This is a genomic window from Priestia sp. AB, from assembly GCF_028369225.1.
Classification (GTDB): Bacteria; Bacillota; Bacilli; order Bacillales; family Bacillaceae_H; genus Priestia; species Priestia megaterium.
Map to the genome: position 1 here is coordinate 156,090 of NZ_JAQMYN010000006.1, position 16,616 is coordinate 172,705.

Here is a 16,616-nt window from a genome sequence, read left to right on the forward strand (position 1 = left end):
GGACGCGGAGGGGAATACCTTGGAAAAAATCATCGTCCGCGGTGGAAATAGATTAAGCGGTACAGTTAAAGTTGAAGGAGCAAAAAACGCCGTTTTACCTATTATCACTGCAACCTTATTAGCTAGTGAAGGAAAAACAATTCTAAATGATGTACCAGCTCTCTCCGATGTATTTACGATTGGCGAAGTTTTAAGACATCTGAATGCAGAAGTAGATTTTGAAACAAATCGTGTAGTTGTAGATGCATCAAGAGAGTTAAAAACAGATGCACCTTTTGAATATGTAAGAAAAATGCGCGCTTCAGTACTTGTAATGGGTCCTTTATTGGCGCGTACAGGTGAGGCTCGTGTAGCTCTACCTGGCGGATGTGCGATTGGATCAAGACCGATTGATCAGCATCTTAAAGGCTTTGAAGCAATGGGTGCTAAAGTTCAAGTAGGAAATGGTTTTATTGATGCAAAAGTTGAAGGAAGACTAAAAGGTGCTAAAATTTATTTAGACTTCCCAAGTGTAGGAGCCACAGAAAATATTATGATGGCAGCAGCATTAGCGGAAGGCACTACAATTATGGAAAACGTAGCAAAAGAACCTGAGATTGTCGATTTAGCAAACTTCTTAAACGCAATGGGCGCTAAAGTTCGCGGTGCAGGAACTGGTACGATCCGTATTGAAGGTGTTAATAAATTATATGGTGCAGAACATGCAATTATTCCAGATCGTATCGAAGCTGGAACATTCATGGTAGCAGCAGCTATTACAGGTGGAAACGTACTTGTACGCGGTGCAGTAGCAGAGCACATCAGTTCCCTTGTTGCTAAAATGGAAGAAATGGGTGTTGAAATTACTGAAGAAGGCGACGGTTTACGTGTTGTAGGACCTGAAAAGCTAAAATCAGTAGATATTAAAACAATGCCTCATCCAGGGTTCCCTACGGATATGCAATCTCAAATGATGGCATTATTATTAGCAGCAGAAGGCACAAGTATGATTACAGAAACAGTTTTTGAAAACCGCTTTATGCACGTAGAAGAGTTTCGCCGCATGAACGCTGATATTAAAATTGAAGGGCGCTCTGTTATTATTAACGGACCTACTCAACTACAAGGCGCTGAAGTAGCAGCAACAGATCTTCGTGCAGCAGCAGCGTTAACATTAGCAGGACTTGTAGCAGACGGCTATACGCGTGTAACGGAATTAAAACACCTTGATCGTGGTTATGTAAATTTCCACAATAAATTAGCCGCTTTAGGCGCTGATATTGAACGTGTAAATGATGAAACAAAGCAAGTAGAACAAACTCAACAGGCTTCAGACGTCAAGTAAATATGTCATAAAAAAAGCATCTCATAGCGAGATGCTTTTTTTGTCGTTGGACGACCCTTATGGCCGGTTTGCTGTCATAAAAGGTTGTCCACCTCCATACATATGGGATATAGGGATATAGGTGTTCCTTGTCAAAATAATAGATATGGAGGCTAGGCGTTCATGAAACAAGCAAAGCCAATCGTCGTACTAGGAGTCATCTTTTTTTTCGTTGTGTTACTCATCCCAACACTTCTCGTTGTTCCTTTTACTGAAAAGACAGATGGAAAGCTACATGAAAATGTCAAACAGACCCCAAAAACCGAAAAACTACAAAAAGTGACAGCGTCTCCTCTTGACGTCAGTGTTTATCGTACGGAAACGAAAAAAGTAGAAAAACTGCCGCTCGAAGACTATCTTGTAGGGGTAGTAGCAGCTGAAATGCCTGCTACTTTTGAGCTTGAAGCACTTAAGGCTCAAAGTTTGGCAGCCAGAACCTATATTGTGCAAACTATGATGAATGGAAATAGTCATCTTCCCCAAGGAGCGGATGTGACTGATACCGTAGAGTACCAAGTATATTTAAATAAAGATGAGCTAAGAAGCAGATGGAACAAAGACTATGATTGGAAAATCAAAAAAATTCAAGAAGCAGTGAAGGACACCCAAGGTCAAATTCTTACGTATAAAAATAAGCCAATTAATGCTACGTTCTTTTCTACCAGCAATGGTTACACTGAAAATTCAGAAGCGTATTGGAAGAATTCCATTCCTTATCTAAAAAGTGTAGCTAGTCCATGGGATAAAAAGTCCCCTGAATTTACAAATCAGAAAGTAATGTCTGTTGCTAGCTTTGAACAGAGGCTTGGAGTGAAATTAACAAACAGTGGATCAGTAGGTGAAATCGTCTCTAGAACGCCGGGGCAGCGCGTAGATTACGTAAAGATAAACGGTAAAGAACTCTCGGGAAAAGATGTTCGGGAAAAACTGGGTTTATCGTCAGCCGACTTTCATTGGACAAAAAAAGGTAATGAAATTATCATCAACACAAAAGGATATGGACATGGTATTGGGATGAGTCAGTACGGAGCAAATGGTATGGCACTAGAAGGAAAAACCTATAAAGATATTGTTACTCATTATTATACAGGTGTTGCGATTACCCCTAACGATCAGTTTGTTGCACAATTAACAGCTAAACGCTAATTCAAAGACCCTTATAGCAGGGTCTTTTTTTATGTTTTTCACTTTTTTTAAATAAAATGTATATTTTAGATTCATCTGTTGGAAAATAATCGAAAAAAATTTTTATCGCTGTGTATATATTCATTCAATTGTGTTCAGACTGATTGCTGAGGTGATGATATATGAGAGAGGAAGAAAAGAAACGTACTTCTCCAAAATCGAAAGTTCAAAAATTAGTTAGAAAGCGTTGGGTGTTCCCGGCTATCTATTTAGCGAGTGCAGCAATTATTCTTACAGCAGTCCTTTGGTTTCAAGCTAATGGAAACGATATTAGCAAAGAAGACAAAAGCGGCTATAGCCAAGACGGTACGGCTTATCGAGACGACGCTGTAGAGGTAAATGCTTCGCTTGAAAATTTAAAAATGCCAGTTGCTAGTGAAGCATCAGCTATCGTGAAAAAGCCTTTCTACGACGATCAAGCATCTGAAAAACAGCAAGAAGAAGCACTAGTTTTCTACAACAATACGTATCATCCAAACACAGGTGTTGACTTGGCTGTTAAGGGAGATAAATCATTTGATGTTGTAGCAGCAGCTAGCGGTACAGTAACAAAAGCAACAAAAGATCCTTTACTAGGTTATGTAGTGGAAATTGATCACAAAGATGGTTTAGTCACACAGTATCAATCTCTTGAGAAAGCTGATGTAGAAGTAGGAGATATTGTTAAACAAGGCCAAACGATCGCAAAAGCTGGAAAAAGCTTATATAATCAAGAAGCAAAAACACATGTACATTTTGAAGTTCGTAAAGATGGTGTAGCAATTAATCCAAGCAGTTATTTTGGAAAATCTGTTAGTTCTATCAAAGAAGTTAAAGCAGCTGAAGTGACAGAACCAAAAGACGACTCTTCTTCTGAAGAATCAAAGGATAGCGAAAAATCATCTGATGAAAAGACTAAAGAAGATAAAGATTCAAAACAACCTTCAACAGATACGTCTAAACCAAATGCATAAGTCAAGACCATAAATACGAAAAGAAGCTGGATAAAATCGAGCTTCTTTTTTTATGAATTTTTCTAAAATGAGATGCATTATGTTAAAAAAGTAAATAAAAAACACTAAATTTTCAAAAAAATATAAGAAATCACTTGTCCTTACTGACTTTTCTAGCATATATCTGCACACAAGCTAATAAACTGTTACAAACCTATAAAGAGAATGTTAGAAAAGGGATAATATATACATTCCCTTGGATACTTCTCATATCCAATTTGGGGAGGGCGAGTAGTGTGCACGATTACATCAAAGAGAGAACTATCAAGATTGGAAAGTATATTGTAGAAACAAAGAAAACAGTTCGTGTAATTGCGAAAGAATTTGGCGTTTCGAAAAGTACTGTCCATAAAGATTTAACAGAGCGTCTACCAGAAATAAATCCTGAGTTAGCAAATGAAGTAAAAGAAATTCTTGATTATCATAAATCTATTCGGCATTTGCGTGGAGGAGAAGCAACAAAATTAAAGTACAAAAAGGAAGAAGAAACTGTAAAATGAAAAAATGCCCAATATTGCCTTTTTTATAGAGGTAGTATAGGGCATTTTATTTTTTGGATAAAATAGGTATATAATAAATATTTTTGCTAATAACAACATACATATACAAATTGTGATAAAATAGTAAATTAGGAAAAAAGAATGGTTATCATGCAAAGATATGTAAATAGAAGGAGGATTTAAGGTATGTTAGCAAAAGACATTGGTATCGATTTAGGTACAGCTAACGTCTTAATTCACGTTAAAGGCAAAGGAATTGTGTTAAATGAACCGTCTGTTGTGGCGATTGATAAAAATACAAATAGAGTGCTAGCAGTAGGGGAAGAAGCGAGACGTATGGTAGGAAGAACGCCCAGTAATATTATTGCCATTCGTCCCTTAAAAGATGGTGTTATCGCTGACTTCGAAATTACAGAGTCTATGCTCAAACACTTTATTAACAAATTAAATGTAAAAGGTTTTTTATCCAAGCCTCGCATTTTAATTTGTTGTCCAACAAATATTACCTCTGTTGAACAAAAAGCCATTCGCGAAGCTGCTGAAAAGAGCGGTGGAAAAACCATTTATTTGGAAGAAGAACCCAAAGTCGCGGCTATTGGCGCTGGAATGGATATCTTTCAGCCGAGCGGAAACATGGTCGTAGATATTGGTGGAGGTACAACTGATGTGGCTGTCCTTTCAATGGGCGATATCGTAACAGCAGCTTCTATTAAGATGGCTGGTGATCGTTTTGATGCCGAAATTTTGCAGTACATTAAGCAAAAATACAAGCTCTTAATTGGAGAGCGTACAGCAGAAGAAATTAAAGTGAAAATTGGTACGGTGTTTCCTAAAGCTCGTAATGAAGAATTGGACATTCGAGGGCGAGACATGGTTTCAGGTCTACCTCGTACGGTTACTGTTTATTCTGAAGAAGTAGAGGAGGCACTTAGAGAGTCTGTCAGCGTCATTGTACAAGCTTCGAAAAGTGTATTAGAGCGTACACCTCCTGAACTTTCTGCCGATATTATAGACAGAGGCGTTATTTTAACTGGCGGTGGAGCATTGCTTCACGGTATGGACCAGCTGTTAGCGGAAGAATTAAAGGTGCCTGTGCTAATTGCAGAAAATCCAATGGGTTGTGTAGCTGTTGGAACAGGTATTATGCTCGATAATATTGATAAACTATCTCGTCGCAATATTGTTTAAATAAATGAAGACTCCTCTATTGGCTCGTTTCATACAGAGGAGTCTCTTCTTTTATCTATTATACTCTGTGAGCTGGCTATAACGAGCAACGTTTACTTGTAAGGAGGATGAAGTATGTTTAAAGGGTTTTACACGGCAGCAGCGGGTATGCTGTCTCAACAGCGTCAAACTGACTTATTAACGAATAACATAGCAAATGCTAATACGCCGGGATTTAAAGCAGATCAAGGTACGTTAAAGGCATTTCCTGATATGTTGCTGCAGCGAATGGAATCTGAAGATTTACCTACTGACCGTAGCATCTCTGTTCAGAACAAAAAAGAAATAGGTGCGATTAATACGGGCGTGTATATGCAAGAAACAGTTCCAAATTTTACACAAGGTGATCTTCAGCAAACGTCTCAATCAACTGATATTGCATTGATGGAGCAAAATATGCCTACAAAAGAGGGCGGACTATTTTTTGTGGTACAAAGCCCTGATAATACGCCTCAATATACAAGAAACAGTAATTTTACATTAGATCAGCAAGGGTTTTTAACTACGTCTACCGGAGCTTATGTATTAAATACAAATAATCAGCCAATTCAACTAAAAAGTGAAAACTTTACAGTTGATTCACAAGGTAACGTAACGGAAAATAATCAGCAGGTTGCACAAATCGATATTGCTTATGCTAGTGACTTACAAACGATTAAAAAGGCAGGGAATGGATTGTATGAAACGCTGAGCAATCAGCCCTTGCCTTCAGCTAGGAATAATCCAGGCATTTCTTATCAGTTAAAGCAAGGATTTGTTGAACGTTCCAATGTAGATGCGGCTCAAAGTATGACTGATTTACTAACGGCTTACAGAGCTTTTGAGGCAAATCAAAAAATAATGCAAGCTTACGATAGAAGCATGGATAAAGCGGCAAATGAAATTGGGCGTGTGCGCTAAAAGCAACAGGGGAGATGAGAAGGATGAACCGTACAATGATAACAGCGGCTAATACGATGGGACAGCTGCAGCAGCAGCTTGATGTCATTGGCCATAATCTATCTAATACAAATACGACAGGATATAAAGCGAGAGATACTTCATTTAATGATATGCTGTATCAACAAGTAAACAATCAAGAAGATAAGGGAACAGAAAAGCGGCTTACGCCAGCTGGAATTCGGCAAGGCACAGGCGCTTATTTAGATCAAACGAGCTTGAATATGACGCAGGGTTCTTTTCAGAATACAGATAAACTATTAGATGCAGCTGCATCAAATCCAAACGTTTATTTTCAAGTTGCCGTAAACGATTCCCAACAGCCTGTACAATATACGAGAGATGGTTCTTTTCATCTTAGCCCTGAAGGCCCGAACAATGTTAAATTAGTAAACGGTTCTGGTCAGGATGTGCTGGGGGAAAATGGTCAAGCTATTATTTTCAGTAACGCGTTCAAAGATATACAAATTGATGGAAGTGGAACGATAACGGTTACTACGAATAAGGGCGTTGACCAGTTTACACTTGGGTTAACAAATGTCCAAAAGCCACAGGTGCTAGAAGCTAAAGGAGAAAATCTATTTGCCTTTCCAGCAGAAATGAACCAACCGAATATGTTTACAGATTTGACTGGAAAAGCTCGAGAAACAGCAGGCGTAGAGCAAGGGAACTTGGAGCAGTCAAATGTAGATTTGAGTAAAGAACTTACTGATATGTCCATTGCTCAACGTGCGTATCAATTTAATTCCCGCTCTATTTCAATTGCAGATCAAATGATGGGCTTGGTTAATGGAATCAGAGCTTAAGCAAGTAGTTGCTTCTCAATTGAGCATTCTGTATATTGATAATAGTATCGTATGTTACATGCGGTTTGAAAGGAGACTTATTTATGCTTGATATTGAACAAATTAAAGAAATTATTCCACACCGATATCCATTTTTATTGGTCGATCGTATTTTAGAAGTGGAAGATGGAAAAAAAGCAGTTGGTTTAAAAAACGTATCTGCCAATGAAGAATTTTTTAACGGGCATTTCCCTGACTATCCTGTGATGCCAGGGGTTTTAATTGTAGAAGCTTTGGCTCAGGTAGGAGCAGTAGCTATGCTAAAAAAAGAAGAGAATCAAGGACGTTTAGCATTTTTTACAGGCATTGACAACTGCCGCTTTAAAAAGCAAGTAAGACCTGGTGATCAACTGCGTTTAGAGGTTGAAATTGTACGTGCGCGTGGATCTATTGGCAAAGGAAAAGGTATCGCAACTGTAGATGGAGAGTTAGTCTGCGAAACAGATATTATGTTTGCTTTAGGCGATAAAAAAGAATAGTACATAAGAGCTGCTGATGCAGCTTTTTTTATTGGCGTTGCAAAGCAGAAAAAAGTTTCTTTAATAAAGGTATAATATCCGTTAGCAACTCTTTTTGAAGTGTTGGTGACAGAGATGAAAATTGTAAGAGCACATGTTTCAATAAGGGCTGTTTATCTATGAGGGTTAAAATGGTCTCGTCGTGTGAATCCGATTCACATTTTCTTGTTAAGTAAAGAAGTTGGAAGTCATGTAAATGATCTTGTTTATAAGAGGAAGGCTCAATAAGTTGGTCCAGCGTAATTTGAAAACAATTACATAGAGATAAAAAATCAAAAATGGAAGGCGTTTGTTTCGAACATTCCCATTTTGAAATAGTTGTACGAGAAACATTCAACTGATTTGCTAATTCTTCTTGTGAAAATCCTCCTTTTAGTCTGAACTGTTTAATTCTTTCTCCAAAATCCTTCATATGCCTCACCTGATTTCGTAAAGATAAATATATGTCTTATTGTTCGAATGTAGTTCATATTCTTTGTAACATGCTGAATTCGCACAATATGAAACATATACACTTTACCTTCTGCAATAAAGGGAATAAAACCTGTTTTTATTTCTTTTTTTTCTCTCAAAAGATTCATTTTTCTGCATAGATATAAAAAAAAGAACAAAAATAGAGGTTTTTATAGTGAAAAAATCCTATTTTTTGTTCGGTATATTGAAAAAAATGGTTGAATAATGAGGAAAAATGCATTAATATACGAATTACAAAGAAAAGGGAGTGAAAAAATGACAAATTTTTATTTGAAAAGGCAAGGCGCTCGCATAAGAGATAATCGCTTCAAACGTTCTAGTTGTGCTCATTTATTTTTAGGAAAAAAAGAAAGGTACCTCTCCAGTGAGTTCTCTTTTCTTTACCCTTCTCATGGACCAACGAAAAAGACCGCAAACAATAATCCTCTCTTTTAAATCCAGACACCTTGAGATGACTTGACTTATTTTTTAGATGTACTTTTTATCGGTCTGTTTCGAAGCTGCAGTTTGAACTGTTGAAGTAAATCTTGACCTGATAACCCTTGGTTAATTAAATCCTCTAAGAGCATTTCAGCATAATGAAGTCTCCGTTCTTTTAAAACACCTTTCATCAACAAACTAATACGATTTTCACCAATTGAAGTAATGGAAGCCACGGTAGCTATAAAGGTAGCCGGATCATTTGTTTCTTTCGTAATTTTAGCTTCTACCGTTATTTTTTGTTTATCTTTCAACAAAACATGAAATTCATCGTACCATTTCTTATCGATAACTGCTTCTAAAATCCAGTTATTTTCGCCGTCTTCTTTATTAATAATAAGGCCATTAGTGAGTGAGACAGACTGACGCTTTTCTTGATCATCAACCAATTGAAATGACACAAGTTTAAATGTTTTCATTGATGTTTCCTCCTTTACGTAAATAGTAAGTTATCCATATTATAACATGAATGAGCTTAAAGATTCCCATTATTCAATCAGTTGGAGTGGTAGACTATGATTAACCATGTTGTTCTTGTAGGAAGACTGACAAAAAAACCTGAGCTTAGATATACCCATGAAGGGATTGCAGTATCTACTATTACTTTAGCAATTAATCGAACGTTTCGAAATGTTGAAGGTGAATATGATGCTGATTTTGTCAACATTACTCTGTGGAGAAAAAATGCAGAAAATACGGCTGCTTACTGTGATAAAGGAGCGGTTGTAGGTGTAGTAGGGCGTGTACAAACGCGAACATTTGAAAATAATCTTCAGCAACGAGTATATATGACCGACGTTGTGGCTGATGCTGTTAAGTTTTTAAGTGGAAAGCCATCCGGTTTTTCTTCATTTGATTCAAATCAACAAGAAGAATAAAGTTATCTAGTATGAAAGGGGGTGATTAGTTCAGCTAAGGTTTTAATTCCTCTTATCTATCATAATAGAAGATAGATCCTTTTTAAGAGCAAGGCTCTTTCTATGTTCTCAAGAGAGAAAATTAAAGTATTCACTATCCCCGAACTATTCCTCTATTTCAGCCGTTAAATCATTTAACGGTTTTTTTCTGTATATAAGAGATTGAGACATAACTGAATTAATGCAATCTAAAGACAAACAAATGGGATGAGCTAGTATGGATCATTTGTTACACCACTGTTGATTTCCGTGCAAGGCTTCGCTTTCCGCGGACGGCCGATGAGCCTCCTCGTCACTTGCGCGCAGGATCATCTATTCTGCTTTTCTCGCAGGAGTCTTCGCTTTGCCTTCCGCTCAACAGCTAGAAGCACCTACATATATGAAAACTACTTCCACCCTACCAATGAAAAAATCCGAACGAGTTTGATTCTCCATCAAGAATCAAACTCGTTCGGATCTTCCTTCAACTAAAATACTTTTGTTTCAGCTTCTATCAATTATTTAGAAAATCTTTTTGCACCTAAGTAGCGCTTGCTCCAGTAGCTGTTATCTAAGCTTGCAATGGTTACACCCGTAGAAGATCCAGCATGAATAAATTGACGATTACCAAGGTAAATGCCCATATGTGTAGGACCGCTAGAATATGTATTAAAAAACACTAAGTCTCCAGGCTGTGGATTACTGACGGGTGTTGATACACTCCAATAACCAGCCGTCGTATAGCGCGTTGTAGAAATTTGTTGTTTCGTTACGTAATAAATGAATCCGCTGCAGTCAAAACCAGAAGGAGTTGTGCCACCCCATTTGTAAGGAACACCTATATAACGTTTTGCATCTGAAATCATTTGCGATACATTTAATGTTCCGTTAGAAGTTGAAGGTGTGGATGTACTTGGTTTTGTTGTTGGCGTAGTTGTTTGGCTGCTTTTTGATACCTTTAATTGTTGATTTACATAAATCGTATTAGACGTTAATCCGTTTATTTGTTTTAGCTCACTCACGCTCATGTGAAATGTCGAAGCTATTTTAGATAGGCTATCTCCACGCTGAACTTTGTAAGTTCCGTTTGCATCCTTAGAAGGAGTTTCTGCTGGTTTACTCGTAGTTGGAGTCGATGCGCTATTGCTTCCATTTACTTTTAACGTTTGGTTAATATAAATAATGTTAGAAGAAAGAGCGTTCAAACGTTTTAATTCTTCTACGCTCATATTAAAACGAGTAGCAACTTTCCAAAGGGTATCGCCGCTTTGAACTTTATAGGTCGAACCAGTAGCAGGAGCTGAAGGCTGTTCTTCCTTATTAGATGGTTGAGAGGTTGAAGCAGAAGGAATCGATAACGTTTGTCCTATGTGAATTGTATTTGAAGATAACTTATTTACGCTTTTTAAAGCTTCTACCGTTGTATGGTATTTGGTAGATAATGACCAAAGTGTATCTCCAGCTTTCACTTGAACAGTTGAAGCAGATGCTTCAGCCGAAGCTTGATATAAGAATGTCCCGCCAACAATAGCGCCTAGAGATAAAGCGAGCTGTCTTTTTTTCATTAATAAATCCCCCTAATTATGTAAATGTTTCGTGTTTATTTTTCCAATATGTCTATTAAATTACAAAAATATTATATGTATAAATATGCTGGAATTTAAAGAGAAAGTAAAGGGTCTTTTTCGCTATAAAAATACCTTTTTATACAAAAAACGCTATTTATTGCGTTTTTTGTATCTTTATAAGTAGCTGGAGAATGATTTACGCTTATTTTTTTGTGTCGAATGATCTAATGAAAAAAGAGGACAAGTAAAAAAGTCCTCTTTTCAGTAACGTTGTAACACATTTTATAATTTTTCTTATTCATTTCTGTATGCAAGAAGCTCTTGTAGTTCTTTATTAGAAAGTTCTGTTACCCATTGATCTCCTTGTATGAGTTCATTGTTTAGATGTTGTTTTTGATTGATCACTTCATCAATTTTTTCTTCAATCGTTCCTCTTGTAATAAACTTATGAACATGAACAAATTTATTCTGCCCAATTCGATGGGCGCGATCGGTTGCTTGGTTTTCAACAGCTGGGTTCCACCATCGGTCAAAATGAATAACGTGATTTGCAGCTGTTAAATTCAATCCAGTTCCACCTGCGCGAAGAGAAAGGATAAAGATGGCTTTGTTCCTTGCCTGAAATTGAGCAACCATTTCATCTCGTTGTTCTTTTGACAAACTTCCGTGGAGGAATAAAACCGGCTCGTTGATTTCTTTTTCTAAGGTTCTTTGCAGCATGAGTCCTGTTTCAATATACTGAGTAAAGATTAAACAGCTTTCTTGCTGTGTGCGAATGCTCTCTACGAGTTCAATAATTTTTTCACTTTTATGAGATCGCCGTACCGTTTGTTTAGCTGCACTTTCCTTTAAGTACAAAGCTGGATGGTTGCATAATAATTTTAGCTTATTTAGTGTTTGCAAAATTATGCCTTTTCGTTCAAATCCTGTTTTTTCCTCTGTTTCTTGAAGCATTCCTTGAACTAGCTCCTGGTAAAGTGAAGCTTGTTCCGCTGTCAGCGGGATATATTCTTTTTGTTCTTGTTTATCAGGCAGTGAGCGGGCGATGTTTTTATCTTGTTTCGTTCTTCTCAATAAAAAAGGCTGAATGAGTGCTTTAAGCTCAACAGTTCGTTCAGGTTTCTCGCCTTTTTCAATACCTGCTACAAATCGGTTTTTAAATGAATTAATTGTTCCTAAATAACCAGGATTGATGAATTCAAATAATGACCATAGTTCCAGCAGACGGTTTTCAATTGGAGTTCCAGTAAGCGCAATTTTGTGTCTTCCTTGCAGCTGACGGATGGCTCTCGCCTGTTTAGTCTGCGGGTTTTTAACATGTTGTGCTTCGTCTAAGGAAATGCTGTTCCACATAAACCCTTTCAACAATTCGACATCCAAAAGAGCAACTTGATAAGTCGTGATCACAACGTCAGTACTTTCACATATCTTCTCAAATGCGTATCCGTTGGTCCTTTTCGGCCCGTAATGAACATGAACACGAAGAGAAGGGGCAAATTTCTGTAATTCTTTTTCCCAGTTTCCAATTAAAGAAGTTGGGCAAACGATAAGAGAAGGAGAGCTATGTAACGGATGAATATTTGTTAAATAACTAATTAATTGAATGGTTTTACCTAGCCCCATGTCATCTGCTAGACATCCTCCTAAGTTAAACTTTCTCAAAAACATGAGCCAATTCAAACCTTGCTGCTGATAAGGTCTTAATGCACCTTTAAATTCAGAGGGAGGCAGCACTTCCGGTAGCCGTTCTAAATCCGTTAAGGATGTAATGAATGATTGAAAGGAAGCGGGTAGTTGGAACTCAACTTTTACCTCTTCTTCATCGGTTTTACTGTCTGCCATGTAGGTTAGCTTCGTTTTTAAAATTTCATGAATTGAGACGCCTTTTTTACTAGCTTCTTTAACAATTTTCTGCGCTTGTTTAATTAATCTAGAATCCAGTTGAATCCACTGTCCGTTAATAGATAATAATCGGCGTTTTTGTTCGACTAATTTCCGAAACTCTTCTTCTGAGAAAGTTTGATCGCCAATAGAAAATGACCAGCGGAAGCTGCTGATAGCTTGTTTACCAAATAATGCAGATGAAGTATTTTCTATAGTGCCAGATACTTTTATGGTGGCTTTTTTTAATGATTCCCACCAGCTTGGCAAATGGATAGAGACACCTTGTTTAATCAATGCTGCACTATCTTGAGTTAGAAATTCCCATACTTCCTCATCTGTTAGGACAGACTGAATAAACGCTCCTTTTTGATATAAAGCAGGAGCCAATGCTTTCCATCGCTCGTGTTCATAAGCGATATATGATTCGTAGTGATTCCACTCTTTAGGAAGCGTTCTTCCCAGTATAAAAGGTTCTTTGGCTTCATCGTGGGGAATCACGAATGTTTCAGCCGTCCATACATCTCCATCAGTCGTTGGCTCTACAATACGCAATGAAAGGTCAAAGGGAGGATTATAGCTCTCGCCTTCTATGCTTATTAAAAAGTCCTTTCCTTCTTTTTTTAATAGGCTCTCTTTAATTTGTGCTCGCCACTCTTGCTCATCAGCTTGTGAAAGCGAGCCAGTCATTTGTTTTTTAAAAGGAAGAGAATGAAATTTCCCTTTGATAATCCTCTTTGTCATATCGACTGCAATTTGCTGATAAGCTTCCGCTGAAGCGGACAAAGCCGGTTTCAACACATGCTGTTGAATAGGTAATTGTATGAAAGTGAACATTTGCCATGCAGGAAGAAGAATTCCTTTTTTTCCATTAATCTCAACCTGTGTGGCTTCGCTTCCGTAATAGGTCTGTTCATGCCATAGAAACAGCGCATCTTTCCATGTATCAGGGAGCAAAATTTGGCCGCTAGGTGATACACAGTAGAGAAAAAAGTCACCGTGTACAGGTTCGACTTCAAGTGTTAAATGAAACAAATCAAACATTCAGTAAATCTCCTTTTTCTAATAGTTGTTGAAATGAGCGTTGTTTCTTTGTTTTTATTGCTAATTCTTCCATATAATGTTCCCATAGTAGAGAGCGATTCATTTGTAGATAAAGTCTCTTTAATTCTTGTAAGTAGATATAGGCTTCTTGGTAACTGCTTTTCTTTTTTTCATAAATCAGCTTTGAGATCATTTGATGATAAAGAGGAATAACCAGCTTTTCATCTTTTTGTTTTAAGGATTCTATCGTTTGCTCGTCATATTTGATGCTGTCATATTGAAGAAGCACCTGTAATTCAACCCACTTTTTCAATTGGTCAGAAGCATATAGAAAATCACTGTATTCAATAAAACTATAGGGAAGTAATGTTTGCAATGCTTCAATATACAAAGTTTGATCGTTCGTTAAGTCTTTATAGTGCTGAAATAAATTTACAATCATGGAGACCATGTTTCGGCTTCCTTGATAAGTAGTCGGAACGGTGCGTACGTAATCTCCTATATAGGTCATTATATAAGAGCCCCACTGAGCAAAGCGGTCAGTTTCTTTTTCATGCAATAAATCATTTAACCAAGGAATAAGATAGGGAATTGTTTGTAGTGTTTCATCGCTCAAACGTTCTTTTGCTTCCCCATCTTTTTCTTGAAGGAATAAAAGATAGGAAAGAGCTGTATTGTTTATAAAAGAACCGTACTTAGCTTTTAATTTGCTTTCCTCAGTTTTTCGCCACTTTTCTAACGTGAAGATTTTTTGCCAAATAACGCGATAAATCTCAATGCGTTCATATTGTAAAGGCATATCTTTATGCAATAATTCTCGGATGTATGGAATACTATCCTCTATAATAGATAATGCATCTCCATCGTATTTCATTTGCTTTAATGAATCAGCGGTAGCATAAATTTCATTTGTTATTTTGTAGACGTGACTATATACGAATGATTCCTCGATGTTAGTAGAAAGCTGATGTGCCTGTAATTGAGCTGATAGTTTATAGAATGTATGAACCGCTCCATACATACAAAATAAAGCATAAAGAAATGGGTGCTCAGGAGCCTTTTTCACTAAAGCACGGTAATAGTACTGATAATATTCATGATAAATGGAACGGTCATTTTCGTTCCGCCCCTGCATAAAAAGCGTATACTGCTCCTCAAAAGTTTGTCTCCACTCTTGAAAAGTTGCCTTCGGCTTTTTTAACACTTGTTTGGCAGATAGCATAGTCAAAGCTGCTTTTTCATGGTTTCGCCATTCTTTGAATAGGGGCGCAAGCGGTTCTATTAATGAGTACATATAAAAAAACGCTGCAAAGCAGTGTTCACAAAATCCGTTATGCTGACAAGAACAGGTACTTTCAGGGAGCAGCTGCTTGTTTAGTTCCACATAAAACGAATCGATTTTAACATTTAATATCTGTTCATCATTGTGCAAAATGAAGAATGAATGGGTACGGTAAAGGTCTAGCCCTGCTTGGGCATTCATGCGATAGCGTGCATCACTGTACGGGAAATGATGTATAAATTGGTGCTGTAAGTGATCTGAAAACGAACTCATAATCCCATTCCTTTCTATACATAAGTGGAGCATAAAATTATATTTATAAGTGATTAATTTTCTTTTCATTATAAATGATAAAAATAGAATTATACAAAATCTTTTGTTATGATAAAGCAGAATCCAACATGACTCTTTATAAAAAGAAATGGATTCAACATGACTTTGTGTACATACTCAATCGCAGACTTACTATACTATAACCAATAAGCACGATTGACATTGACAGGAGGAAAAGCAAGTGAAAATTCGTAAAGCTATTATTCCAGCAGCTGGATTAGGGACACGCTTTTTGCCGGCTACAAAAGCACAGCCTAAAGAAATGCTGCCAATTGTAGATAAACCAACGATTCAATACATTGTGGAAGAAGCAGTAGCATCAGGTATTGAAGATATTTTAATTGTAAGCGGTCGAGGAAAACGAGCAATCGAAGACCATTTTGATAAATCATATGAGTTAGAAGAAACATTGGCTGCAAAGGAAAAGTGGGACATGCTCGAAGAAGTGCAGGGGATTTCGAATTTGGCTAATGTTCACTACATTCGTCAAAAGGAACCTAAAGGGTTAGGTCATGCCATTCACTGTGCAAGAAGTTTTATCGGAGATGAGCCTTTTGCTGTTATGCTAGGCGATGATGTAGTTCAATCAGAAACACCTTGTTTGAAACAGTTGATGAACGTATACGAAAAATATGAATGCGCTGTAGTTGGTGTACAGGAGGTGCCTAGAAAAGAAACTTCAAAGTACGGAATTGTAGGTCCTAAAGGAGAGCCTCTTGAAAAAGGGTTATTAGACGTAGAAACGCTCGTTGAAAAACCGAATCCAGAAGAGGCCCCTTCAGGCTATGCAATTATGGGGCGCTATATTTTAACACCGGAAATTTTTGATATCTTGAGCAGAGAAGAGATTGGCGCAGGAGGAGAAATTCAATTAACAGATGCTATTTTACGCCTGAATGAATTTCAACGTGTTCTTGCTTATTATTTCGAAGGAAAACGTTATGATGTTGGAGATAAATTTGGATTCATTAAAGCAACAATTGATTTAGCTCTGCAAAGAGAACCGCTGCGAGAACAGTTAGTGAGCTATTTTAGAGAAATTGTCGGAAAAGAAGGGCATATGTAAAATATATTTACTAGGGGAACTAT

Annotated in this window: 15 protein-coding genes; 10 read left to right on the forward strand and 5 right to left on the reverse strand. The window is 37.2% G+C overall.

Annotated features, from left to right (window positions below):
• Positions 1 to 19 precede the first annotated feature (19 nt).
• The 8 genes from murA to fabZ all read left to right on the forward strand — a co-directional run bounded on the left by murA (position 20) and on the right by fabZ (position 7,530).
• The gene (gene murA / locus POF52_RS19030; RefSeq protein WP_013085458.1) at positions 20 to 1,324 is read left to right on the forward strand and encodes a UDP-N-acetylglucosamine 1-carboxyvinyltransferase; all 1,305 of its coding nucleotides are present in this window, start codon (positions 20 to 22) and stop codon (positions 1,322 to 1,324) included.
• 162 nt (positions 1,325 to 1,486) lie between these two features.
• A complete protein-coding gene (gene spoIID, locus POF52_RS19035; protein WP_013059794.1) occupies positions 1,487 to 2,509 on the forward strand; it encodes a stage II sporulation protein D in 1,023 nt (340 codons plus the stop codon).
• A gap of 161 nt (positions 2,510 to 2,670) precedes the next feature.
• A complete protein-coding gene (locus tag POF52_RS19040) occupies positions 2,671 to 3,501 on the forward strand; it encodes a M23 family metallopeptidase (protein WP_028409695.1) in 831 nt (276 codons plus the stop codon).
• A gap of 275 nt (positions 3,502 to 3,776) precedes the next feature.
• Positions 3,777 to 4,040, forward strand: coding sequence for a sporulation transcriptional regulator SpoIIID (gene spoIIID, locus POF52_RS19045; protein WP_013059792.1), 264 nt, complete (start codon positions 3,777 to 3,779; stop codon positions 4,038 to 4,040).
• 186 nt (positions 4,041 to 4,226) lie between these two features.
• Positions 4,227 to 5,228, forward strand: a complete 1,002-nt coding sequence (locus tag POF52_RS19050) for a rod shape-determining protein (RefSeq protein WP_013059791.1) — start codon at positions 4,227 to 4,229, stop codon at positions 5,226 to 5,228.
• Positions 5,229 to 5,342: 114 nt separating this feature from the next.
• Positions 5,343 to 6,167, forward strand: a complete 825-nt coding sequence (locus POF52_RS19055; protein ID WP_176585209.1) for a flagellar hook-basal body protein — start codon at positions 5,343 to 5,345, stop codon at positions 6,165 to 6,167.
• Positions 6,168 to 6,190: 23 nt separating this feature from the next.
• Complete coding sequence (locus tag POF52_RS19060; RefSeq protein WP_271994109.1) at positions 6,191 to 7,012, forward strand: flagellar hook-basal body protein; 822 nt, start codon at positions 6,191 to 6,193, stop codon at positions 7,010 to 7,012.
• An 83-nt stretch (positions 7,013 to 7,095) separates the two neighbouring features.
• Entirely contained in the window at positions 7,096 to 7,530 is a 435-nt protein-coding gene (gene fabZ / locus POF52_RS19065) for a 3-hydroxyacyl-ACP dehydratase FabZ (RefSeq protein ID WP_271994111.1), read from the forward strand.
• A 28-nt stretch (positions 7,531 to 7,558) separates the two neighbouring features.
• On the opposite strand, the gene POF52_RS19070 is transcribed toward fabZ, so the two are convergent.
• Both POF52_RS19070 and POF52_RS19075 read right to left on the reverse strand, forming a co-directional pair.
• Positions 7,559 to 7,981: a helix-turn-helix domain-containing protein gene (locus tag POF52_RS19070; protein ID WP_034648293.1), complete on the reverse strand. Its 423-nt coding sequence runs from the start codon at positions 7,979 to 7,981 to the stop codon at positions 7,559 to 7,561.
• A gap of 523 nt (positions 7,982 to 8,504) precedes the next feature.
• On the reverse strand, positions 8,505 to 8,942 hold the full coding sequence (locus tag POF52_RS19075) for a YwpF-like family protein (RefSeq protein ID WP_013085451.1): 438 nt from the start codon (positions 8,940 to 8,942) through the stop codon (positions 8,505 to 8,507).
• Between the two features lie 96 nt (positions 8,943 to 9,038).
• On the opposite strand from POF52_RS19075, the gene ssb reads away from it, so the two are divergent.
• The gene (gene ssb / locus POF52_RS19080; RefSeq protein WP_176585212.1) at positions 9,039 to 9,401 is read left to right on the forward strand and encodes a single-stranded DNA-binding protein; all 363 of its coding nucleotides are present in this window, start codon (positions 9,039 to 9,041) and stop codon (positions 9,399 to 9,401) included.
• 536 nt (positions 9,402 to 9,937) lie between these two features.
• On the opposite strand, the gene POF52_RS19085 is transcribed toward ssb, so the two are convergent.
• The 3 genes from POF52_RS19085 to POF52_RS19095 all read right to left on the reverse strand — a co-directional run bounded on the left by POF52_RS19085 (position 9,938) and on the right by POF52_RS19095 (position 15,467).
• A complete protein-coding gene (locus tag POF52_RS19085) occupies positions 9,938 to 10,984 on the reverse strand; it encodes a C40 family peptidase (RefSeq protein WP_074896269.1) in 1,047 nt (348 codons plus the stop codon).
• Between the two features lie 297 nt (positions 10,985 to 11,281).
• Positions 11,282 to 13,912, reverse strand: coding sequence for a DEAD/DEAH box helicase (locus POF52_RS19090; RefSeq protein WP_271994137.1), 2,631 nt, complete (start codon positions 13,910 to 13,912; stop codon positions 11,282 to 11,284).
• A complete protein-coding gene (locus POF52_RS19095; protein WP_271994139.1) occupies positions 13,905 to 15,467 on the reverse strand; it encodes a replication initiation protein in 1,563 nt (520 codons plus the stop codon). Before POF52_RS19095 ends, POF52_RS19090 begins: the two co-directional genes overlap by 8 nt.
• A gap of 241 nt (positions 15,468 to 15,708) precedes the next feature.
• Between POF52_RS19095 and galU the strand changes: the two genes are divergently transcribed.
• Positions 15,709 to 16,593, forward strand: coding sequence for a UTP--glucose-1-phosphate uridylyltransferase GalU (galU, locus tag POF52_RS19100; protein ID WP_176585215.1), 885 nt, complete (start codon positions 15,709 to 15,711; stop codon positions 16,591 to 16,593).
• The last annotated feature ends 23 nt before the right edge of the window (positions 16,594 to 16,616 follow it).

What these genes read in the sequence shown, in the direction of transcription:
- spoIID (WP_013059794.1), top strand. Translation starts at nt 1,487, where the DNA reads ATGAAACAAGCAAAGCCAATCGTCGTACTAGGAGTCATCTTTTTTTTC.
- POF52_RS19040 (WP_028409695.1), top strand. Translation starts at nt 2,671, where the DNA reads ATGAGAGAGGAAGAAAAGAAACGTACTTCTCCAAAATCGAAAGTTCAA.
- POF52_RS19050 (WP_013059791.1), top strand. Translation starts at nt 4,227, where the DNA reads ATGTTAGCAAAAGACATTGGTATCGATTTAGGTACAGCTAACGTCTTA.
- POF52_RS19055 (WP_176585209.1), top strand. Translation starts at nt 5,343, where the DNA reads ATGTTTAAAGGGTTTTACACGGCAGCAGCGGGTATGCTGTCTCAACAG.
- POF52_RS19060 (WP_271994109.1), top strand. Translation starts at nt 6,191, where the DNA reads ATGAACCGTACAATGATAACAGCGGCTAATACGATGGGACAGCTGCAG.
- fabZ (WP_271994111.1), top strand. Translation starts at nt 7,096, where the DNA reads ATGCTTGATATTGAACAAATTAAAGAAATTATTCCACACCGATATCCA.
- POF52_RS19070 (WP_034648293.1), bottom strand. Translation starts at nt 7,981, where the DNA reads ATGAAGGATTTTGGAGAAAGAATTAAACAGTTCAGACTAAAAGGAGGA.
- POF52_RS19075 (WP_013085451.1), bottom strand. Translation starts at nt 8,942, where the DNA reads ATGAAAACATTTAAACTTGTGTCATTTCAATTGGTTGATGATCAAGAA.
- ssb (WP_176585212.1), top strand. Translation starts at nt 9,039, where the DNA reads ATGATTAACCATGTTGTTCTTGTAGGAAGACTGACAAAAAAACCTGAG.
- POF52_RS19085 (WP_074896269.1), bottom strand. Translation starts at nt 10,984, where the DNA reads ATGAAAAAAAGACAGCTCGCTTTATCTCTAGGCGCTATTGTTGGCGGG.
- POF52_RS19090 (WP_271994137.1), bottom strand. Translation starts at nt 13,912, where the DNA reads ATGTTTGATTTGTTTCATTTAACACTTGAAGTCGAACCTGTACACGGT.
- POF52_RS19095 (WP_271994139.1), bottom strand. Translation starts at nt 15,467, where the DNA reads ATGAGTTCGTTTTCAGATCACTTACAGCACCAATTTATACATCATTTC.